Origin of the sequence: Campylobacter sp. MIT 12-5580, from assembly GCF_005406235.1 — a bacterium.
GTDB lineage: Bacteria > Campylobacterota > Campylobacteria > Campylobacterales > Campylobacteraceae > Campylobacter_D.
This window is the reverse complement of the sequence record NZ_NXLK01000002.1, coordinates 256,062-277,967: the sequence shown is the minus strand read 5'-3', so window position 1 is coordinate 277,967 and position 21,906 is coordinate 256,062. Positions and strand designations below refer to the sequence as shown.

Sequence of the window (21,906 nt, the reverse complement as noted above, 5' to 3'; positions counted from 1 at the left end):
GATTTTCTGCTACAATTTTACAATATTTTACTTAAAGGAAAGATTTAATGGAAAACGAAGAAGCAACGAATGGTGAAGAGAAAAAGAAAAAAGGCGGTTCTTTAGTTCTTATCATCGTCATTTTTTTATTTGTTTTACTCCTTGTGGTTATCGGTGCGATCGCTTTTTTAATGTTTTCTGCTCCAAGTGATGAAAGTGCAAATGTAGCCACCACAGCAAGCGCAAACACAGCCACAACAACTGGTTCAGCCGCAAGTAAAAACGCAGCCGCTCCTACGCAAAGAAGTAGTGATTTTGCAAATATAGGTCCTATGTATCCGCTTCAGCCTTTTACTTTAAATTTACTCAGTGATGGTGGGGCAAGATATGTTAAATGCACTATTCAGCTTGAGCAAAATACCGAGCTTTTGCAACCCGAGCTTGAAAAGAAAAATGCTATCATAAGAGATATCATCATACGAACACTGACTTCAAAAACCTTTGAAGAAGTCAGCACCACAAAGGGCAAAGAAAGATTAAAAGATGAACTTGTAGGCAGAATCAATGAGGTTTTAACTGATGGCTTCATTAAAAATATCTATTTTACAGATTTTGTTGTTTCTTGATGAGAATAGGTTGTGATCTAGTCTCTATCAAACGCATAGAAAGGCTATTTAACAAACAAGCTTTTTGGGATAAGTTTTTAAGCAAGAGAGAGCAAGAATATATCAAAAATCCAGCTTCTTTAGCTGGATTTTGGGCTGCTAAAGAAGCTGCGAGCAAGGCTTTAGGGGTTGGTATAAGCAAAGAGTGTAGTTTTTTTGATATGCAAATTTACAAAGACACAAAAAACGCTCCAAGACTTGAATTTTCAACCCGAATCAAAGAAAAATTTCACATTCAAAGCACAAGTTTAAGCATTAGTCATGATAGTGGCTTTGCTATGGCTGTTATACTCATCAAATGCTAAAGATAAATTTTCATTTTGGCATTTGATAAGAACAATTTAAAAGATTCTTAAATTCATCTTTTATAAATATTTTGTTTAAAATTTTCTCTTGTATTCAATACCGATTTTATTTGATTTCAATAAGTTTTATTGTTTAGTTTTTATTTTATTTTGAATAAAATTTAATCAAAAATGGAGTATTTTAAAAAAAGTAATGTTATAATTGCTGATAAATTTTATAAATTTATGGAGGGGAATTAAGGTGAATAAAACACTCTCAAGTTTAGTTTGGATTTTAGTCGCTATCATTGCGGCTTGGTGTTTTGGTGTGGTTGCACTCAAACAAGGTGAAACCATTAGTGCGATTTGGATCGTTATTGCTGCTGTGTGCGTTTATATGATAGGGTATAGATTTTATAGCCTATTTATCGCACAAAAGGTGTTTGAGCTTGATGATAATCGTGCCACACCAGCGGTATATAATGGTGATGGCAAAAACTATGTGCCAACAAATAAGATCATTTTATTTGGGCATCATTTTGCTGCTATTGCTGGAGCTGGTCCTTTAGTAGGTCCTGTTTTAGCCGCTCAAATGGGATACTTGCCAAGTATGATTTGGCTTTTAGTTGGCGTTGTTTTAGCTGGAGCCGTGCATGACTTTACTGTGCTTTTCCTTTCAATGAGACGCAAAGGAAGATCACTTGGCGAAATGATCAAAGATGAAATGGGTAAAGTTACCGGCGGTATTGCTATGGTTGGCATACTTTTCATCATGTTTATCATCGTAGCCATTCTTGCTATGGTTGTGGTTAATGCTCTTGCTGAATCAGCTTGGGGACTTTTTGTTGTGGCAGCGACTATTCCTATTGCGATATTTATGGGAATTTATATGCGTTTTATCCGCCCGGGTAGGATAGGAGAAACTGGTATCATCGGCTTTATCCTCCTTATCGTCGCTCTTTGGTATGGACACAGCATAGCTGATGCAGCACATCCACTTCATCATTATTTCTTGCTTGATAAAAAAACTCTTGCTTTAATCGTGATTGGTTACGGCTTCATCTCATCTTTGCTTCCGGTGTGGTTTTTCCTTGCTCCAAGAGATTACTTAAGCACCTTCTTAAAAGTAGGCGTTATCGCTATCATGGCGATCAGTGTTATCATTGTAAATCCTGATTTACAAATGCCAAGCGTTACTAATTTCATTGATGGCAAAGGTACGGTTTTTGCAGGTTCAATTTTTCCTTTTCTTTTCATCACTATAGCATGCGGTGCGATTTCAGGCTTTCACGCTTTAGTCTCTTCAGGCACCTCACCAAAAATGCTTGAAAAAGAAACACATGCGCGTATGGTAGGATATGGGGCTATGCTTATGGAAAGTATGGTTGGTATCATGGCTTTAATCGCAGCGTGCATACTTGAGCCTGGACTTTATTTTGCGATCAACACTCCGCTTAACACTCTTGATCCAAATGCGACAACCGCACTTTTAGGACAGGCTGGAAGCCCGGATTTAGCAGTAGTTGAGCAAAACTTAAAAACTATTTTACAAAATGCTGGCTTTACACTTGATTCAACAGCGCTTACTACGCCTTATGATCAACTTATCCCAGCAACAGCAGCTCAAATTGGCGAGCAAACTATAGTCTCAAGAACAGGTGGAGCACCAACTTTTGCGGTAGGTTTAACACATATCTTGCATAAACTTCCTTTTATCGGTGGGGAACACACAATGGCGTTTTGGTATCATTTTGCCATACTTTTTGAAGCGCTTTTCATCTTGACTGCCGTTGATGCGGGTACAAGAAGTGGTAAGTATCTTATCCAAGATATTTTAGGCAATATCTATAAACCAATGGGTGATACAAGCTCTGTGTATTATGGCTTTATCGCTTCTGTATTTTGTATAGCTGGTTGGGGATATTTGCTTTATCAAGGTGTTATTGATCCAAAAGGTGGAATTTTCACACTTTGGCCTTTATTTGGTGCAGCAAATCAAATGCTTGCGGGCATCGCACTCTTACTTGCAACGGTTGTGCTTTTCAAAATGGGTAAAGCAAAATACTCTTTTGTTACTATAGTTCCAGCATTTTGGGTGCTTTTAACCACACTTTGGGCATCTTTCCAAAAACTTATGCCGATGAATGGCGAAGCTGTGCATGATGCGGTAAGCCATGTGGCTGCGGTGCAAAAAGCTTTGGCTGTGCTTAATGATCCAAATGCGACACAAAGAGCTTTAGAAGCAGCACAGATTAATTTCCATAACAATTTACTTGATGCTGTGCTTTGCGGCTTGTTTATGATTGTTGTTTTTGTAGTGCTTTTTGAAACAATCAAAATTTGCTATTACACCTACAAAGGACAAGGACAAAGATGGCCACTTAGTGAAGAACCTTATCATAAAGCAAGTGATTATTCTTACTCACTTTCAAGCTCTCATTAAGGCAAAAGTGAATGGGAACAGCTTTAGTAAAGCGAAGCAACACCCTGCCAGCCCCTTTGGGGCTTGACAGGGAAAGCTTGCTTGATAAATTTAAAAAACTCTACAGAAAAAGTGATCGCTTTATCAACTTGCTTGTGGGAATGCCAAGTTATGACAAATATGTCGAGCATATGAAAACAAAGCACCCAGATCAAGAAATTCTTTCAAGAAGTGATTTTTTCAAAGAAGCTCTTGATGCAAGATACAATGGCGGTTTTACGCGTTGTTGCTAAACTCATCAAAGCGGGCGTGTAAAAGCTCTTCTAAGATAGTGGTAGCATAAGAGCCTTTTTGTAAGAAAAATTCCAAGCAAAAATGTGCCTTTTGCTCATCATATCGACAACAAGCTGCTTCTAAAAAACTCCACGCAAAGCGTCTTGAGCCTTGCATTTTACTTTTGAATGTATAAAAATCATGATAAATTTCATCTTCTAAGTTTTGAGCCAAACCCTCTTTGCACTCAAAAGCTTTTACACCAAGTAAAAGTCCCATAGGACTTAGCTCTTTGTTTAAAAAGCGCTTGATTTCTGTATCCAAATCCTCACACAAAAAGCATTTACCAAAAGGATAATGCCCCAAAACCTCATTTTCAAGGAGTTTAAAAAACTGCTTTTGCTCTACAATCTTTCTTGCTCTAGCCTCATCAAGTTTATAAATAAGCGCAAATTCTTTAAGGCTAAGTTTGCTGGCAAAGTGTGATAACTCAACTCTTTTACTCAAATAACGATTAAAAAGTTCGCTTTGAAAAGCCGAGATAAAAAAATCACTCATTTTTTTATTTTTTAGCTTTTTTCCATGCAAAATTTCAAGCCCTAGATTAAAATTATCCTTAAATTTGCCAAAGCGTTGATAGCCAAAATAATTTGCAAAACCTTGCTCCTTAAGTGCCTTAAAAGCATTTTCAAGCTTGATAGCCTCAACTTTTCCTACTTTCTTAAGCCTGATAAAAAAAGAATTTCCTTTCAAATGCCCGATTTTGAGCTTATTTTTATGCAAAAAAGTATTTTTAATCTCAAGTTTTTCGTGCTTAAACTCCAAAAGCCTTGACTTAAAACTGCGAGGAAGCGATAAAAACTGCGTTGTATAGCCTTGTTTGTCTTTAAGCCCAGCATAACCAAAATCACGCATTTTTGCACCCAAATGCTCGCTTAAAAGCCTTAAAGCCTCATGTGTGCTTAAGTCCTTTTTAGCGATTTCAAAGACTAAATGCTCGCCCTCACCGCTAAATTCATACAAAGGCACTTCACGCACCACAAAATCTTTTGAATTTTTACTAAAATACGCCTTTATAGGACTATGATTAAGCGTAAAAACGGGCTTAAAAATGGTGTTCTTTTCCTCTAAATTCATATCTTCCTTTCTGTGCTTGCCCAAAAATAGTGATCTTTGTGCGTGTTTTTCGAGCCATTTTTTCTATAAATTCTTTGTGTTTTGGCTCAAAGGCAAAAAGAATTTCATATTCCTCGCCACTTTCTAGCTCGTCTTTGCTTAACTCACAAAGCCACTTAAGCCCAAGTTTATTTAAACCCAAAAGCCTTGATAAATCTTTGCTTAAGCCATCTGAAATATCCATCGCGCAAGAAAGCTTAGAAGCAACGCTATAAAAAAAATCTTGCCTTAGCTTTGGCTTAACAAAGCGATGATTTTTATCAAGTTTTATACCTTTTTCGCATGCTCTTAATCCTTGCAAACCCTGCCCGAGTTTTCCTGTAAAAGCAAGCAAATCGCCTTTTTTTAAGCCTGTTCTCAATACTGCTTTTTTGCGAATTTTTGAAATAAGTGTGATTGAAATAGCGATTTTATCAGAACTTATCGTATCGCCACCAATGATTTGAATTTGAAAATCTTTAGCTGCCTTTAAAAAGCCTTTTTGTAAGGATTTGATCTCATCTTTGCTGATATCTTTTGGTAAAGCAAGTCCTAAAAGAGCGTATTTAGCCTTAGCATTCATCACTATGGCATCTGAGATATTCACGAGCATGGCTTTGTATGCGATTTGTTCTAAATCAAACCAAGTCCGCTTAAAATGCACGTCCTCAAAAAACAAATCCTTTGAAAAGCAATACTTACCAACAACAGCGCCATCATCTCCGTTTTTAGCGTTTTCAAAGGCTTTGATGATTAAACTTTCTTTATCCATAAGCCACATTATAGCTAAAAAGCTTGAAAATACTCTTTGAAAAGTGCTGGAATTTAAGGAAAAATAAGACAAGTATTAAAGTGAATGCTAAAAATGGGGCAGGGTTTTATCCTCCCCATTTTTTGATTTTATAAGCCTATAACACCGACACGAGTTTGATTTAAATTCGCATTTTCTGCGATATCAAGCATAGCACTTGCGTAGTCTTTATAACTTACTTTGCTTTCGCCTTTTGCGTTTGTTTCAAATACTTCGCCGATGATTTTGTATGAGTTTGTAGCAGGAGCTTCAAAGTCAAACACAGCTGCTGGGCATACATACACCCAATTAAAGCTTTTTTGTCCTCTTAAAACGCCCAAAACTTCAGCTGTAGCATTTGCCACGCCTTTAAATTCATCTGGAAAATCTGGCGTATCCATTACTCGCGTAGTGTGGCTTTGATCAAGATATAAGCTTCCTGCACCACCTACAACAAGGAATTTGGCTTTATTATTTTGCAAAAGTGGCACTAAATGATCGATATGTTTTTTGTGTAAACTTAAGTCCTTCCATTCCCCAAAAGCATCAACGATCACATCAAAGCCTTCTAAATCCGCCTTTTGCAAAGCAAAGATATCTTTAACAACAACTTTTAAATTCGGCTTTTCTTCAAGCTTGTTTGCGCTTCTTACAAAAGCTGTAACGCTATATCCTCTTTTTAAGGCTTCTTCTACGATGAGCCTACCTGATCTGCCACTTGCGGCTAAAACTGCGATTGTTTTCATTTTTTCTCCTTTTTTGTGTGTTTGTGTAAAAGCTGGTATTGCTCCTGCAGTAATCACTGCTAAGCCTGCCAAGCTTTTTTGTAAAAACTTTCTTCTTGAAAGCTTATCCATCTTTTCTCCTTTAAATTTAAAGCTAGCTTATTCACTCAAAGTGATGATGAAAATTTATCAAAGTCAGTTTCAAAAGTCAAGAAGGCACTTTTTTATTCTATACTATCTTTTTGGTAAGTATTATGGAAAATTAAGTAAATAAAAGCTATAATTTTTTTAAATTTTTTAAAAAAGGAAGTAAAAATGAAAACATATTTTTCCCCATGTCCTGTTGAAACGACTTTAAATCTCATCGGCAATAAATGGAAAATGCTTATTATAAGGGATTTGATGAATGGAGCCAAACGCTTTAATGAACTGCAACGTTGTATAGGAGCAACGAAAAATCAAAGCATATCTCAAAAGGTTTTAACACAAAACTTAAGAGAGCTTGAAAGCGCAAAACTTGTCAAAAGAAAAGTATACGCAGAAGTGCCACCACGAGTGGAATACTCACTTACTGAGCTTGGTTTAAGCTTGGATAGTGTGTTTAATAGTCTTGTAAATTGGGGTGAGTATTATAAAAAACTTGCGTAATAAGAGCTACTCTAAAAGCCCTTTTACGCGGTAATTAAGTTGCCACCAATCAAGCTCATCGTAAAGTTTAAAAAAGCCTTGTTTTTCATTCGCGAAGCTTTTATTTGTTGGCATAAAAAAATGATCTTTAAATTCATACTCCAACATCTCAAGCCCCCCCCCCCTAGCAAAAAATCCGTGTTTATCGATATAAATGCTATCATTAAGAGCAAAATTATACCTTTCATCACTTGTGCCATCAAACAAATTGCGTCCGCCAAGTGTGAGAAATTCATATTCTTGCAAGCTCAAAGCATAAAGAGTAGGAAAAATGTCCTTGTGCGAGCCAAGCACTTTTTCATCAAAATGAAGCTGTGCTGAAAGCTCTTTTGGTATATACATATAAAGTGGCACTGCGTGCATAAGCAAAGGATTTTCAAGCACAACATCACGACTTATATGATCGCCACTTCCTGCGATGATAGTGTTTGAAGCAAGTTTTGAAGCTTTAAGCTGAGAAATAAACCGCCCAAAGGCATCGCTTGCGTAAGTGAAGACACCAAGCATATTTTTGATTTTTTCTTGTTCTTCATACTTGAAAAACTGCGTTTTGCCCTCAAGCTTGTATTGTGGGGCATTAAAATGAGCTGGCAGGGTAAAAGGTGGATGATTTGTCGTTGTAAGCATAGCGATAAAAGTAGGCTTTGTGGCATTTTCAAGCACCTCAAAAGCAAGTTTATACGCATACTCATCAAGCACGCCATAAGTGTTTTTTGATTCCCTACTCCCTTTAAAATGCTCCATTATATAGTTACTATCATACACCGCATCAGCTCCTAAAACACTTGTATAATCGCCTAAATTTTGCCATGAGCGATTGCCTGTCGTGATAAAAACGACTTCATATCCAGCCTTTTTATATATATCAAAAGGCGTAAAAGCGAGCTTGGTGTTTTTAGCTTGTCCTAAGGAGATATTCGCACTTGCAGAAAGAAAAAAGAGTTTGGCAAAAGAAGGAGCTGTGCCATTAGCAGAAGATAAAAAACGCATAAAAGTAAAATCACTCTGCCCTTCTTTTGTTTTTAAACCAGCTTCAAAATGCTGCCTAAATTCGCCCAAAAGATCAAAATCTTTTACATCATCAAGATAAAGCATATTTGTGCCAAAGCTTTCCATTAAAACCACAACAACATTCATAGGCTTTTGTATCTTAAACGGCGAAGTTTCTTTAAAAAAGATAGGAAAAAGCTTTTCTTCAAGAGCCTTGCCCTCGCTAAGTTTGACTTGATGGAAATTTTCTTGTTCTTTATAATGCTTTAAAGCCCAGCTAAATGCGATGATAGGATTTGTAGCGATATGATTTACCAAAGGATTTTTAGAGATATGGTGCATATCCTCACGCAAAGGAAAAGTGCCAATGCTCCCACGCACTCCAACGACAAGCAAAACAATCACTAGCGCATTTATAATCACACTTAAAATAAAGCTTTGTCTTGCAAAAGAAAGCAAAAGTATCTTTTTAGCAACAAAAGCACACACAAATGCGTATAAAACACACACAAAAGTAATGACAAGCACAGGATAATCTTGCCAAATGATCTTTAAAATCGCAGCCGTATCATCATCTTTTAAGCCAAAGATAAAAACATCTATCTTAGTATGATAAGCTTTAAAATAATAAAATCCCCCAAGCGCGCTAAAAGCGACAAAAGCAGCAAAACAAGCCACCACAAAAATAATAAACCTTTTATCAAAAGAATTTGAAAAAAAGACGGAGTTAAAGCCCTTTGAAGCAAGAAAGCACGCAAATTTTTGCTTTAAAAGCACGATATAACCCAAACACAAAATGATTAAAAGCATAGGGCTAATCGCTCTCATATCTAGCAAAAAGCCCATTTTATAAAGAGCAAATATCTCATCTAAGTCAAGGTGAGGCAAAAAAGCAAGATCAAGGCTTAAACGCATGATAAAAAAGCTCAAGGCAAAGATGAGCGCAAAAACAAAGCATAAAAGTAAAAAATTTCTATGAGTAAGCATTTACTTCCTTAAGATAAGAGCAAAGACTCATAAAATAGCTTAAACTCTTAATTTTAAACTTTAGTATATCAAAAAAAAGCAAAATATCTATTTTAAAAATGCTTTTGAGTTGCAAGATTTTTAGCTAAAAATGCACCAAATTTAAGATTGGCAAATAAAAATATCATAATGACGCTTAAGATATATTTACTCGGTGATAGTAAGCGTTTTGTGCTATAATTGTCATAAATTTAAATTTAAGGATACCAATGCCAGAAAAATCCGCACGAGTGTTAATCGATGAGCTTTTAAGCAAGGCTGGTTATGTTTTGTGTAAATTTGAGGATTTTCAAAACTCTAGCTTGCATTTGACAGCAAATGTTGCGGTGATGGAATTTATCTTTGATGATGATAAGCGGGCTGATTATGTGCTTTTTGTGGATTCTAAGCCAGCAGCTATCATTGGAGCAAAAAAGCAAGGGCTAGCGCTAAGTGGAGCAGAAAGTCAAAGCAAGGGCTATGCCGATAAATACGGCATTTTTCTTTGCTATGAAAGCAATGCTAATGAAATTTATTTCACAAACTATAAAGAGCCAAACGCAAGAGCAAGAAGGCTTTTTGCTTTTCATAACCCAAAAGAGCTCAAAGAGCTTATAAACGAGCAAACTAGCCTTAGAGCAAGACTTCATGATATTTTACCTCTTGAGCGTTTAAATTTGCGCCAGTGTCAATTTGAAGCTATAAACAGCCTTGAAGATTCACTTAAAGCAGGCAAGCAAAGAGCCTTGATCCAAATGGCAACAGGAGCTGGCAAGACTTTCACGGCTTGTAATTTTACCTACCGCCTTTTTAAATATGCCCATGCTAAACGCATTCTTTTTCTTGTGGATAGAAACAACCTTGGCTCACAAGCAAAAGCGGCATTTGATGATTTTAATCCACCAAATTCAAAGTATAAATTTTCACAAATTTATGAAGTAAATCACCTCACAACAAACACCATCGCAGATGATTCTAAAGTCGTTATTACCACGATTCAAAGGCTTTATTCTATGCTTCAAGGCGAGCTTGAGTTTAATGAGGAGCTAGAAAACAGCTATCAAAGCGATAAAAAGACAAAAGAAGTTGTTTATAATCCAAAGCTTGGCATTGGCTTTTTTGACTTTATCATTATCGATGAGTGTCACAGAAGCATTTATGGCGAGTGGAGACAGGTTTTGGAGTATTTTGATGCCTTTCTTATAGGGCTTAGCGCCACGCCTTCAAAACATACCATAGCCTTTTTTGATCAAAATTTAGTCTCAAGTTATACGCTTGAAGAGTCCATCATCGATAAGGTTAATGTGGATTATGAAATTTTGCGTATAAAAACACAAATCAGCGAAAATGGCAATATCATCAAAAAAGACTGCGAATTTGAAGTGCCTGTGATGAATAAAAACACAAGAAAGATTGAGTATGAAGAGCTAGATGAGGATTTAGAATATGACAAAAAAGATTTGGATTCTAGGATTTTAGCTCCAGATCAAATCCGCACGATTTTGCAAGCCTATAAAGACAGCATTTTTACCAAGCTTTATCCACAACGAGAGGCAAATTTTGATCTTATCCCAAAAACTTTAATCTTTGCAAAAGATGATAATCACGCTGAAAATATCACAAGGATAGCAAGAGAAGTCTTTAACAAAGGTAATGATTTTGTAAAAAAGATCACCTATAGCGTAAGTGGAGTAAATGCAGGCGATCTGATAAATGAATTCCGCCACTCTCAAAGCTTTAGAATCGCCGTAAGTGTGGATATGATAGCTACTGGAACAGACATCAAACCCCTAGAAGTGCTTATCTTTATGCGTGATATCAAATCAAGTGCGTATTATGAACAAATGCTAGGGCGTGGGGCAAGAAGTATAAGCGATGAGGACTTGCAAGAAGTTACGCCAAATGCAGATTCTAAAACGCATTTTTATGTCGTTGATGCTATAGGCGTAACTGAGAGTGAAAAGCACCACACCAGAGTGCTAGAGCAAAAGCATTATATGAGCTTTAAAGAGCTTTTAAACGAGCTTAAACAGCCAAACCCAGCTAAAGAAATCCTAACCAGTCTTGCTTCAAGGCTCATTAGAATCACAAACAAGCTTGATGAAACCGATATGGAAATTTTGCAAAGCTTTATCCCAGAGACAAGCTTTGATATAAACTCAAATGATGAAGTGGAAAATAAAAACGATGATAAGCAAACTTTAACAACTCCTCAAAGCCTAAATACCATAGCAAGCGAGCTTTTAAATTTAGCTGATGAGTTTGAGATAAAGGATAAGCCAAATAATGAGCCTTTAGATGAGAAAAACCCGGTACAAAGTCAAAGCTCAAATAAAGAAATTCTCAAAATCTTTCACAACGAAAAATTCACAAACAAACTCCTAGAATTTGCACAAAAATCAAAGCTTTATATCGATATAGCCGGCAAAGATGAGCTTATAGAAGCTGATTTTAGCAAGGAAAAATCCCAAAATTTGATTAATGATTTTACGCAATTTATCTTGCAAAACAAAGATGAAATCACAGCCCTACAAATCATCTATTCACAAAACTACGCAAAAAGGCATTTAACTTACGAGCTGATAAATGAGCTAAGCAAGAAGTTAAGGGCTGAAAATTTCGATATAAACAAGCTTTGGAATGCTTATACCATGCTTGAACCCAAAAAAGTAGCAAAATGCAAAAATCCAGCCAAAAACCTAACAAATATAATCCAGCTTGTCCGCTTTGCCCTAGGACAAGATAAAATCTTACAAGATTTTAGCAATCTAGCAAATTCTCGCTATAATCTTTGGCTTGGAAGATGTATCAAAAAAGGCATTGAATTTAACAAAGAACAACTTGAATTTTTAGAGCTTATAAAAGACTATATAGCGATGAATGGTTGTGTTATCTTAAAAGATATACAAAGCATTTGCGAGGATATGGGCGGAATTTATAGAGCAAGAGCGATTTTCAAAGAGGATTTGGATACAATTCTTGAGGAATTAAATTTGGCTTTGGTGGGTTAAAAAGTATATTTTATTTGTAAAATTTTACAAAATATTGCAAATTTTTAATATAAAATAGTATATAATCAAAATTTATATCTTAAAAAAGGATCATTATGTTGATCGAATTTAGAGTTTCAAATTACCGCTCTATCCAAAAAGAGCAAGTTTTAAGTCTTATAGCTAATAAAAATAAAATATTCAAGCAAAACACTTTTGAAACAAATGATTTTACATTGCTAAAAAGCGTGGTGATTTACGGAGCAAATGCAGCTGGAAAATCAAACATCATCAAAGCCATCAGTTGTGTAAAACAAATTGTCTTAACAAGTGCTCAAACACAAAGAGGTTTTTCCTTACCCATCACTCCTTTTTTACTAGGCGATGAGGAGGGCAAGCCTAGCGAATTTGAGTTAAGTTTTATCGCAAAAAGTCCAAAAACAGATGATAACATCCGCTATCGATATGGCTTTAAAGCAAATAAAACACAAATTTTAGAAGAATGGCTTTTTGCTTATCCAAACAACAGAATGCAAAAATGGTTTCAAAGAGCATTTGATGAAAAAGAAAAAAAATATGAATACGAATTTGGTTCAAATTTTTTAGGCGAAAAAAAGTTATGGCAAAACTCCACAAGAGAAAACGCGCTTTTTTTATCAACTGCCGTGCAATTAAATAGCGAGCAATTAAAGCCTGTGTTTGATTGGTTTTTGAGCAAGTTGCAAGTCTCTGATGTCTCTGGATTTGATAATTCTACAGGAGTTAGTGTTGATATGATTGAAAAACACAAAGAGCAATTTGTAGAGTATTTAAAAGTAGCAGATTTGGATATTGAAAGCGTGGATATTAAAAAAGAAAAAATAAGCATTGAAAATCTTCCTGCTGAAATTCCAGAACAAGTTAAAAAAGATTTAGAAGGAAAAATCATAGTTGATATAAAAACCATCCACCTAAAACAAAATGGCCAAAAAGTAGAATTTGACTTAGAAAAATTAGAATCAGATGGCACACAAAGATTTTTTAGATTTTTAGGTCCAATTATGCATATACTGGAAAGAGGAAAAATTTTTATCATAGACGAACTAAACACAAGTTTTCATCCACTGATGACAAAGTTAATCATAAGTCTTTTTCATGATCCAAATATCAACAAAAACAATGCCCAGCTTATATTTACAACTCATGAAACTTCTATCTTGAGTGATGAGATTTTTAGAAAAGATCAAATTTATTTTTGCGAAAAAGAAAACAAAGCTTCTAAGCTATATTCTATGAGTGATTTTAAAGGTTTAAGAGAAGGCATAGACTTTGAAAAATCCTACCTCTTAGGACGCTTTGGCGCTTTACCAAATATAAAAGAAATTTAAGGTATCGCATGGGAACTGATAATCTTTTCAAAAAACGCCAACAAAAAGCACAAAAACAGCCAACAAGAGCTACAAAGAATTTATCAGCAAACAAAGTCTTGCTCATAGTATGCGAGGGAGAAAAAACAGAAAAAAACTATTTTGAGGCTTTGAAGCACATGTTTAAAGTTCCAAGCGTCCAAGTTGTCATTGATGCAGGATCTGGTTCTGCGCCAAATAGTGTGGTTAAATACGCAAAAGAAAAACTTGACAAAAATCCCAATGTTTATGATGAAATTTATTGTGTATTTGACAAAGACAAACATGCAAAATTTAATAATGCTCACAATACTATTAAGAATATACAAGAAAGCAATAAAAAAAGCAATAAAGATATAATTTTTAAAGGCATTGTTTCTGACCCTTGTTTTGAATTTTGGATACTGTTACATTTCACAAAAACAACCCAGCAATTTGGAGCAAGCGGACTTAGTCCTTGTGATGAAGTTCAAAAACACAAAAAATTTCTAAAAGATTACAAAAAAGATTACGATTTTACAAAAATTATAGAATCCAGTCTTGAAACAGCGATAAAAAATGCTAACGAAGTTAATGCACTCAATGAGTCGCAATCTATAAGCCCATATACACAAGTAGTTTATTTGGTACAAAGAATAAAGGAAATAGGCAAAAACAATGACTAAACTACCAAAAAATTGGGAAGTTAAAACACTGGCTGATTGTTTAGAGTATGAACAGCCTACAAAATATATAGTAAAAAATACCTCTTATAGCGATGAGTATGAAATTCCTGTTTTAACAGCTGGAAAAAGTTTTATACTTGGATATACAAATGAAACAGAAAATATTTTTATGAAAACGCCTGTAATTATTTTTGATGATTTCACAACAGATTCTAAATTTGTGGATTTTGATTTTAAAGTCAAATCATCAGCAATGAAAATTCTCAATCCAACAAAAATCGCAAATGTTAAATTTGTTTTTTATTTTATGCAAACAATTCAGCACAGAAGCGACACACATAAAAGATATTGGATTTCAGAATATTCAAAATTACCAATCCCCCTACCACCCCTAGACACTCAAAAACAAATCGTAGAGATTCTAGAATCTAAGCTTGCTAAAATAGAAAATGCCACAAATGCACTAAATTTAGTTAAAAAAGACTTAGTAAAACTCAAGGCTTCATTACTTAACTCTGCTTTTAATGGGACTTTATTGCAAAATAATGACTTGCAAGCACTAAGCCGCGATGATACTGCTTCTAATTTACCGCAAGATTGGGAAGTTAAAACACTTGGGGAAGTGTGCGAAATTGTTACAGGCTCAACACCTAGTAAGAAAAATGCTGAATATTACGGAAATGACTATCCATTTTATAAGCCAACGGACTTAAATAATGGATATTTCGTTGATAGTGCATTGGATAATGTCTCTTTAAAAGGTTATGAAATTTCTAGGCAACTTCAAAGTGGTTCAGTTTTGGTTACTTGTATTGGTGCAACTATTGGTAAAACAGGGCTAATAAGAAAAGAAGGTATATGCAATCAGCAAATTAACGCTATTTTACCTTCTGATAATTTTTTGCCAGAATTTATGTATTTTTATTGCATATCACCTAAATTTCAAGAGCTTATCAAAACAAATGCCTCATCTACCACATTACCAATTTTAAATAAAAATAATTTTGCAAAATTACCAATTCTCCTACCACCTCTAGACACTCAAAAACAAATCGTAGAGATTCTAGAATCTAAATTTAAAGGCATAGAAAAGCTACATTATTTTGTAAATGATAGTTTGGATAAACTTAGCAAATTAAAAGCCTCGCTTTTAAATAAGGCTTTTAGTGGGGAACTAGTATGCTAGGCATTATGGATTGGTCGCCCTCGCAATGACGCGGAGGGATTCCATAATGACAAAAAGCTATCTCAAAGCGATAAATAAATCTAAAAAAGGATAAAAATGCAAGAAAATGCTATCGTTACAAAAGTGTGGAATTTTGCGACTATTTTGCGTGATGATGGGGTTACTTATACGGATTATGTGGCACAGATTAGCTATTTACTCTTTTTAAAAATGGAAGATGAAAAAGAAGAGGTGGGCGAGACTTCGCAGATTCCAAGCAAGTTTCGCTGGCAGCGGCTTAATGCCCTTGATGGCGAGGAGCTTTTGGAGGCTTATAACAACGCGCTTAACGCCCTTTCAAAGCAAGGTGGTGTAATGGGGCTAATCTATAATGGCGCACAAAATAAAATAAAAGAACCAAATAAACTCAAAAAGCTTTTTACGCTTATTGATAGTGAAACTTGGATGGGGCTAAATGTCGATGTAAAAGGTGCGATTTATGAGGGCTTGCTGGCAAAAAATGCGACTGAAACAAAGGCTGGAGCGGGGCAGTATTTTACGCCTAGGGTGCTGATTGATAGCATTGTAAGGCTTATGCGCCCACAAATTGGCATGAGTGTTTGCGACCCTGCGTGCGGGACTGGCGGCTTTTTGCTGAGTGCATTTGAGTATATGAAAAAACAAAAACCAAATAAAGATGAGCTAGAAAAGCTAAAGACGCAAAGCCTTGTAGGCAAAGATGTAACACAACTTGTGGCGAGTTTGTGTGCGATGAATATGTATTTGCATGGAATTTATAAGCCAGATATTGAGATAGGCGATTCTCTTGCTAAAAGGGGCGAGAAGCGTTTTGATATGGTGCTAACTAATCCGCCCTTTGGTAAAAAGTCCGCTACAAAGGTGCTTAGCAGCGATGGCAAGGTGAAAAATCAAAAAGAAGAATATAGCCGAGATGATTTTTTTGCAAGCACTTCAAATAAGCAAATAAATTTTTTACAACATATAATGAGTATTTTAAATATCGGAGGCAAAGCCGCTGTGGTGCTTCCTGATAATGTGCTTTTTGAGGGCGGGGCTGGCGAAAAGGTGAGAAAAAAGCTTTTAAATGATTTTAGCTTGCATACGATTTTGCGCCTGCCAACTGGGATTTTTTACGCACAAGGTGTAAAGGCAAATGTGGTATTTTTTGACAAAGTCAAAACAAGCGATAAAGACGCAAAAGTATGGGTGTATGACTTACGCACAAATATAAATTTAAGCTTGGTTACAAACACGCTAAGTAGCGAGCATTTAAGGGACTTTGAGGAATGTTTTTGCGCTGGAGATTTTAAAAAGCGCAAGGAAAGCGAGCGATTTAAAAGCTTTAGTATAAGTGAGATTTTAGAGCGAGATAAGAGCAATTTAGATATTTTTTGGCTCAAAGATGAGAATTTACAAGACTTAGAAATGCTAGAAAGCCCGCAAATTTTATGCGAACAAATAAGACAGAATTTAGAGCTTGCGTTAAGCGAGATTGAGGGGATTTTGTAAAAGTGTCTTATGCTTTAGGAAAGAGTAAAAAGACTCTCTCCTAAAAGTAAAGCAAAGTAAATTTTAACTCACACAAAAGCTTTCAAACTCTGCTCTAGCTTGTCTTTCATCTCATCTATATGCTCTTTTTTGATGATGAGGGGTGGTAAGAAGCGTAAGTCGTTTTTGCCGCAGCTAATGAGTATGAGTTTGTTCTCTCTTGCTTTGCTAAGCACATCAGCTACCTTTACCTTAGGGCTTAAGCTTAGTCCTTGCATAAAGCCTAAGCCGCTTCTTTTTTGTATAAATTTGTATTTTTGCACGAGCTCATCTAGGGTTTTTTCTAGGTAAGGGCTGAGTTTTTTGACATTTTCTAGGATTTTTTCTTCTTTAAATGCCTTAAATACAGCATTGACAGCCGCACATGCTAAAGGATTGCCCCCATAAGTGCTTCCATGGTCGCCATACTCAAGCGAGTGCTGAGCTACCTTTTCACTTACTACAAAAGCTCCCACACTAAGCCCACAACCAAGAGCCTTTGCGCTTGTCATCACATCAGGCAAAACGCCAAAATGCTCGTATGCAAAAAACTTCCCACTTCGCCCCATACCACACTGAATTTCATCAGCGATAAGCAAAATGTCTTTTTCATCACAAAGCTTTCTTAAAGCCTCATAAAAAGACTTTTGTGCTGGGTTAATCCCTCCTTCGCCTTGCACGCTTTCAAGCACTATGGCACAAGTTTTATCGCTTAGTTTTGCTAGCACGCTTTCAAGCTTGTTAAACTCGGCAAATTTTACTCCGCGAATAAGTGGTTTAAAGGGCTTTTGGTATTTTTCATTTGCTGTTAGGCTTAAAGCTCCTAGTGTGCGTCCGTGAAAAGAGTGCTTCATCGCTATAAACTCAGCATTTTTAATGCCTTTGTTATACGCGTATCTGCGAGCAACTTTCATCGCTCCTTCTATAGCTTCTGTGCCTGAATTTGTGAAAAAAACACGGCTTAAACCACTTGCTTTGGCTAGGTTTGAAGCAGCAGTAGCGATATTTTCGTTATAAAAAAGGTTACTTGTGTGTATGAGCCTATCAAGCTGTGTTTTTAAGGCTTCATTAAAGCCCTTGTGCGTATAGCCTAAAGCACAAACCCCTATCCCAGCAGCAAAATCAAGAAAAACTTGTCCCTTATCATCGTAAAGATACACGCCCTCGCCTCTTTCAAGCACGAGATCAAAGCGTTTGTAAGTTTGCACTATATGGCTTTGTTCTTTGTATGACTTCATAAATCCCCTCCTATCAATGTCCCTAAACCATCATCTGTAAAAATTTCAAGCAAAAGGCTGTGTTTAACGCGTCCGTCCAAGATATGCACTCTTTTTACGCCATTTTCAAGGGCATCAACGCAAGAATTGAGCTTTACAAGCATACCGCCTTGAGTGTGCTTGATAAGCTCTTTTGCTTCTTTGATCCCTATCCTTGAGATGAGCGAGTTTTTATCCTCGTAGTTTTTATAAAGTCCCTCAACATCACTTAAAAACACAAGTTTTTCAGCCCTTAAAGCCTTTGCAACCTCGCACGCTACATCATCAGCGTTGATATTAAAACTTTCATAGTTTTCATTCATACCAATAGGAGCGATGATAGGCAAAAAGTCCTTTTCTAGCAAGTCTTTAAGCACACTTTGGCGCACGCTTTTGATACGCCCTACAAAGCCTAAACTTTCATCTTGCTTTTCACAATGTAAAAGCCCGCCGTCTTTGCCACAAATTCCAAGCGCTTTCACGCCTTGACATTCAAGGTTTTGCACTAAGGTTTTATTGATCTTAAAAAGCACCATTTCAGCCACTTCTACAGCTTCTTTTGAGCTTATTCTAAGTCCATTTTTAAATTCACTTTTGACATTTAGTTTTTCGCACATTGAAGTGATTTCTTTACCACCACCATGCACGATAACAGGCTTTAAGCCGACAAGCTTTAAAAGGGCTATGTCTTGCATAACACTGATTTTAAGGGCTTCATTTTCCATAGCCGATCCGCCGTATTTAATCACTATGATTTTAGAATTAAACTTGCGTATATATGGCAAAGCTTCAATGAGCGTATTTGCTTTTTCAAGATAAGTTTTCATCGCTTTTTCTCGCTTTTTATACAAAAATTTTCTTAAAATTGTAGTATCTTTTTGCTTTATTTTTAATGTGTTTTATATAAATTTATAAGTTTTTAAATCAAAAAAATTATAATTACTCAAAAAAGGATACCTAATGATATACTATCTTACCGCTTTTTGCATGGGGCTTGCTATCGCTATGCAAGCGCCTATCAATGCTAGTCTGGCTCGATCTTTGCAAAGCTCACCACTTATCGGCGCTCTTGTTTCTTTTTTAGTGGGTTTGATTTGTCTTGTGATTTTAAGCTTATTTTTGGGATTTTTAAATGTAAATTTGATTAAAAATCTTTTTCAGCAAAGCTGGTGGCTATTTTTAGGAGGCGTTTTGGGCGCGTTTTTTGTCTTTGGAACTGTGCTTTTAGCACCAAAAATAGGGCTTATCAATATGTTTTTACTCGTGCTTGTAGGACAACTCATCACAAGTTTAGCGCTTGATAAAATCGGTGCTTTTGGCTTAGAGATCAAAGAAATTTCAGTATTTAAAATCGCTGGTTTAGCCGTGATTATCATAGGGCTTTTGATCTTTTTTTATAAAGAGTTAAAAACGAGTTTTTAAATTTATATTTTGTAAAAAAATACAAGCTTTAAAAGCTCATTTTTCATAAAAAAAGATTTTTATGTTATAATGTTAATTTTTTATCGATTAAAGGATATGCTTTGCGTTTGATACTTTTTGTTTTACCAGCTCTTTTGCTTATTTTCAGTGCTTGTGCAAATCACGCAGCAGATAATCAATTTTACGAAAAAGCTTTAAGCGATCATTTTTGTTCTGAAAGCTTCTTTAAAGCAGAACAAAAGCGAATGGATAGCAACAAAGATATCATTTACACAGGCTTAAACGCAGGAGCCATCGCAAGAAATTGTCAAGATTTTAATACCAGCAATGATTTTTTAGATAAAGCTGAAGAGGCTTATAAATACGATGTGGATTTAGAAGGACTTGGATCAAAAGGTGCAAGGCTTGTTGGATCAGCCCTTGTGAATGAAGCTGTGTTTGATTATCAAGGCACGCTTTATGAAAGGATAATGGTTAATGTCTATAAGGGCTTAAATTTTATGAGTTTAAACGACTTTGAAAACGCAAGAGTTGAATTTAATAGGGCTTTAATGCGTCAAGACAAGGCAAAAGAGTATTTTGCAAGCCAAATCGCAGCCAGTAGAGTTGAATTTGAAGAAGCCAAAAAAACTCAAAACTTTGATGAAAATATGCAGCAAAACTATAAAAATGTGCTCTCGCAATACGATCACCTCCTCAAAGACTTTGATACAAGTAAAAACTTTATCAACCCTTATGCTACCTACACCGCAGCCTTATTTTTCTTTTTAGATAAAGATTATACAAGGGCGGTTGATTTGCTTAAAGAAGTGGCGGTGATTAACTCAAGAAGTGCCGAGTTTAAAAAAGAATTTAGAGTGTTTAACCAATACGCTTCCTCAACAAACCCACAAAGACTTCAAAAATACATCTTCGTTGTGTATGAAAGTGGCTTTGGAGCTGGGCTTGATGAGCTTAGCTTTACCTTACCTTTTATCTTTGACGATAATCTCATCACAAGTTCTTTTGCACTGCCAACCTTGAAAAAAAGGGAAAATTCCTTTAGCTATCTGCTTGCAAATGAGACTAAAACTTCACAATTTGTCAGCTTTGATGATGTGATTGCTACTGAGTTTAAAACAGAGCTTGCAAGTAAGATCACTAAAGCTATCAGCTCAACCATACTTAAAACCACGCTTAATGCTGCAGTAGCTAAAAATGATCCAACAGGGGGCTTACTTAGCATGGCAAGTAGCATAGTTACAGCCTCGACAAGCAGAGCTGATGTGCGTTTTTGGAATGCTTTGCCTAAATTTGCAAGCGTAGCAATGATAGAAAATAATGGCGAACTTGTCATAAAAAGCGATGATGGCAGGATTCTTTACACAAACAATGAAATCAACAAAGATGAAAATGCTATGCTTGTGATAAGATCGTATTTAAGATACTTACCAAATGCGTTTTATCTAATCCAACCTTAAAGGAGAAAAAATGAGGAAAAATTTACTTATCTTAAGCCTTGCAAGTCTTGCTTTTGTCTTTCTTGCTTGCTCAAGTAAAGAACCAAACGCTTTAGAAAAAAGGGTGCAAAAGCACATTAGCTTTCAAGGCGTAGAAAAGCAAATCGTAAAAGAATTTAACTATAAAACCAATAGCAACGGCTTGCTTGAATTTGAACTTGTGCTTTTAAGTGAAGATGAACTTAAACTCAGCTATCAAATTTCGTGGAAAGATGAAGACGGCTTTACACTTAAGACTTATCAAGATGGTGTGTTTAAAGACATTACGCTCAAAGAAAATCAAGAGTTTTTGATCCAAAGAGTAGCAAGCGATAAAGACGCTAGCGATTTTAGGATCATTTTAAGTGAAAAATAAATTCAAAAAGGAGAAACAATGAAAAAAATTCAAACACTAGCTCTAAGCGTTATGCTTGGCGCACTACTCACAGCGTGCGGCACTAAGCCTGTTTATACTGATGGTAAAAGCGGACAAGTCAAACAAGGCGATGCGCTGACTTTAGGACTTGACAGAGAGGATTTTGAAAATGCTGCTGATGTGATGATACAAAGTATGCTTAAAGATCCAGCTTTTGCAAATATCGCTCCAGGACAAAGAAAGGTTATCGCTATAGGACGCATAGTCAATGATACACCTCAAAGGATTGACACAGACAAGCTCATCTCAAAGATCACTATCGCTCTTAGAAAATCAGGTAAATTTGTGCTTACTACAGCTGTAGCAGCTGGTGGGGCAAGAGATAGTATGAGCCATGATGTAAGAGAGTTAAGAGATAATGATGAGTTTAATCAAGGCACTATCGCTAAAAAAGGCACTCTTGTTGCACCGGATTTTTCACTAGCTGGCAAGATCAGACAAGATACTGTTAAGCTAAGAAATGGCGATATTCAAGCTGAATACTTCTTCTTGCTTAGCGTAACTGATCTTAACAGCGGTTTGGCGTATTGGGAAGATGAACAAACTATCTCAAAAGCAGGCGATAAAAAGTCTGTAACTTGGTAAG

The 21,906-nt window shown here is 35.9% G+C and carries 20 protein-coding genes; 14 read left to right on the top strand and 6 right to left on the bottom strand.

The window, feature by feature from the left end; genetic code table 11:
• Positions 1-47: 47 nt before the first annotated feature.
• The 4 genes from fliL (at position 48) to kcuS (ending at position 3,643) form a co-directional block, all read left to right on the top strand.
• Positions 48-605, top strand: a complete 558-nt coding sequence (gene fliL, locus CQA38_RS03395; protein ID WP_137632575.1) for a flagellar basal body-associated protein FliL — start codon at positions 48-50, stop codon at positions 603-605.
• Positions 605-949, top strand: a complete 345-nt coding sequence (acpS, locus tag CQA38_RS03390; RefSeq protein ID WP_137632574.1) for a holo-ACP synthase — start codon at positions 605-607, stop codon at positions 947-949. The genes fliL and acpS overlap by 1 nt, the downstream gene beginning before the upstream one ends.
• Positions 950-1,190: 241 nt before the next feature.
• Positions 1,191-3,371, top strand: a complete 2,181-nt coding sequence (locus tag CQA38_RS03385; protein ID WP_137632573.1) for a carbon starvation CstA family protein — start codon at positions 1,191-1,193, stop codon at positions 3,369-3,371.
• Positions 3,372-3,382: 11 nt separating this feature from the next.
• Positions 3,383-3,643: a KCU-star family selenoprotein gene (kcuS, locus tag CQA38_RS03380; protein ID WP_137632572.1), complete on the top strand. Its 261-nt coding sequence runs from the start codon at positions 3,383-3,385 to the stop codon at positions 3,641-3,643.
• Here the strand turns inward: kcuS and truD are convergent.
• The 3 genes from truD to CQA38_RS03365 all read right to left on the bottom strand — a co-directional run bounded on the left by truD (position 3,627) and on the right by CQA38_RS03365 (position 6,314).
• Positions 3,627-4,760, bottom strand: coding sequence for a tRNA pseudouridine(13) synthase TruD (gene truD / locus CQA38_RS03375; protein WP_137632571.1), 1,134 nt, complete (start codon positions 4,758-4,760; stop codon positions 3,627-3,629). The genes kcuS and truD overlap by 17 nt on opposite strands.
• Positions 4,729-5,550, bottom strand: coding sequence for a thiamine-phosphate kinase (locus tag CQA38_RS03370; protein ID WP_137632570.1), 822 nt, complete (start codon positions 5,548-5,550; stop codon positions 4,729-4,731). Before CQA38_RS03370 ends, truD begins: the two co-directional genes overlap by 32 nt.
• A gap of 128 nt (positions 5,551-5,678) precedes the next feature.
• A complete protein-coding gene (locus CQA38_RS03365; protein ID WP_137632637.1) occupies positions 5,679-6,314 on the bottom strand; it encodes an NAD(P)H-binding protein in 636 nt (211 codons plus the stop codon).
• Positions 6,315-6,608: 294 nt separating this feature from the next.
• Between CQA38_RS03365 and CQA38_RS03360 the strand changes: the two genes are divergently transcribed.
• Positions 6,609-6,941: a helix-turn-helix domain-containing protein gene (locus tag CQA38_RS03360; RefSeq protein ID WP_137632569.1), complete on the top strand. Its 333-nt coding sequence runs from the start codon at positions 6,609-6,611 to the stop codon at positions 6,939-6,941.
• 6 nt (positions 6,942-6,947) lie between these two features.
• Here CQA38_RS03360 and CQA38_RS03355 read toward each other — a convergent pair whose 3' ends face one another.
• Positions 6,948-8,957, bottom strand: coding sequence for an alkaline phosphatase family protein (locus CQA38_RS03355; protein ID WP_137632568.1), 2,010 nt, complete (start codon positions 8,955-8,957; stop codon positions 6,948-6,950).
• A gap of 248 nt (positions 8,958-9,205) precedes the next feature.
• Between CQA38_RS03355 and CQA38_RS03350 the strand changes: the two genes are divergently transcribed.
• From CQA38_RS03350 to CQA38_RS03330, 5 genes are all read left to right on the top strand, one after another.
• Positions 9,206-11,986, top strand: a complete 2,781-nt coding sequence (locus CQA38_RS03350; protein ID WP_137632567.1) for a DEAD/DEAH box helicase family protein — start codon at positions 9,206-9,208, stop codon at positions 11,984-11,986.
• A gap of 95 nt (positions 11,987-12,081) precedes the next feature.
• Entirely contained in the window at positions 12,082-13,332 is a 1,251-nt protein-coding gene (locus CQA38_RS03345) for an ATP-binding protein (protein WP_137632566.1), read from the top strand.
• 8 nt (positions 13,333-13,340) lie between these two features.
• Entirely contained in the window at positions 13,341-14,015 is a 675-nt protein-coding gene (locus tag CQA38_RS03340; protein WP_137632565.1) for an RloB family protein, read from the top strand.
• The gene (locus CQA38_RS03335; RefSeq protein ID WP_137632564.1) at positions 14,008-15,201 is read left to right on the top strand and encodes a restriction endonuclease subunit S; all 1,194 of its coding nucleotides are present in this window, start codon (positions 14,008-14,010) and stop codon (positions 15,199-15,201) included. The genes CQA38_RS03340 and CQA38_RS03335 overlap by 8 nt, the downstream gene beginning before the upstream one ends.
• 96 nt (positions 15,202-15,297) lie before the next feature.
• The gene (locus tag CQA38_RS03330; protein WP_137632563.1) at positions 15,298-16,710 is read left to right on the top strand and encodes a class I SAM-dependent DNA methyltransferase; all 1,413 of its coding nucleotides are present in this window, start codon (positions 15,298-15,300) and stop codon (positions 16,708-16,710) included.
• 68 nt (positions 16,711-16,778) lie between these two features.
• Here CQA38_RS03330 and CQA38_RS03325 read toward each other — a convergent pair whose 3' ends face one another.
• Together CQA38_RS03325 and argB are read right to left on the bottom strand one after the other, a co-directional pair.
• Positions 16,779-17,966 carry an aspartate aminotransferase family protein gene (locus tag CQA38_RS03325; protein WP_137632562.1) on the bottom strand — a complete coding sequence of 396 codons (1,188 nt, stop codon included), beginning with the start codon at positions 17,964-17,966 and terminating at the stop codon, positions 16,779-16,781.
• Positions 17,963-18,811, bottom strand: a complete 849-nt coding sequence (gene argB, locus CQA38_RS03320; RefSeq protein ID WP_137632561.1) for an acetylglutamate kinase — start codon at positions 18,809-18,811, stop codon at positions 17,963-17,965. Before argB ends, CQA38_RS03325 begins: the two co-directional genes overlap by 4 nt.
• Before the next feature lie 133 nt (positions 18,812-18,944).
• Here argB and CQA38_RS03315 point away from each other — a divergent pair, with 133 nt between their 5' ends.
• From CQA38_RS03315 to lpoB, 4 genes are all read left to right on the top strand, one after another.
• A complete protein-coding gene (locus CQA38_RS03315) occupies positions 18,945-19,406 on the top strand; it encodes a DMT family transporter (RefSeq protein ID WP_137632560.1) in 462 nt (153 codons plus the stop codon).
• 101 nt (positions 19,407-19,507) lie between these two features.
• A complete protein-coding gene (locus CQA38_RS03310; RefSeq protein WP_137632559.1) occupies positions 19,508-20,866 on the top strand; it encodes a hypothetical protein in 1,359 nt (452 codons plus the stop codon).
• A 10-nt stretch (positions 20,867-20,876) separates the two neighbouring features.
• Entirely contained in the window at positions 20,877-21,260 is a 384-nt protein-coding gene (locus CQA38_RS03305) for a DUF1425 domain-containing protein (RefSeq protein ID WP_137632558.1), read from the top strand.
• Between the two features lie 18 nt (positions 21,261-21,278).
• Positions 21,279-21,905: a penicillin-binding protein activator LpoB gene (lpoB, locus tag CQA38_RS03300; RefSeq protein WP_137632557.1), complete on the top strand. Its 627-nt coding sequence runs from the start codon at positions 21,279-21,281 to the stop codon at positions 21,903-21,905.
• Position 21,906 lies beyond the last annotated feature (1 nt).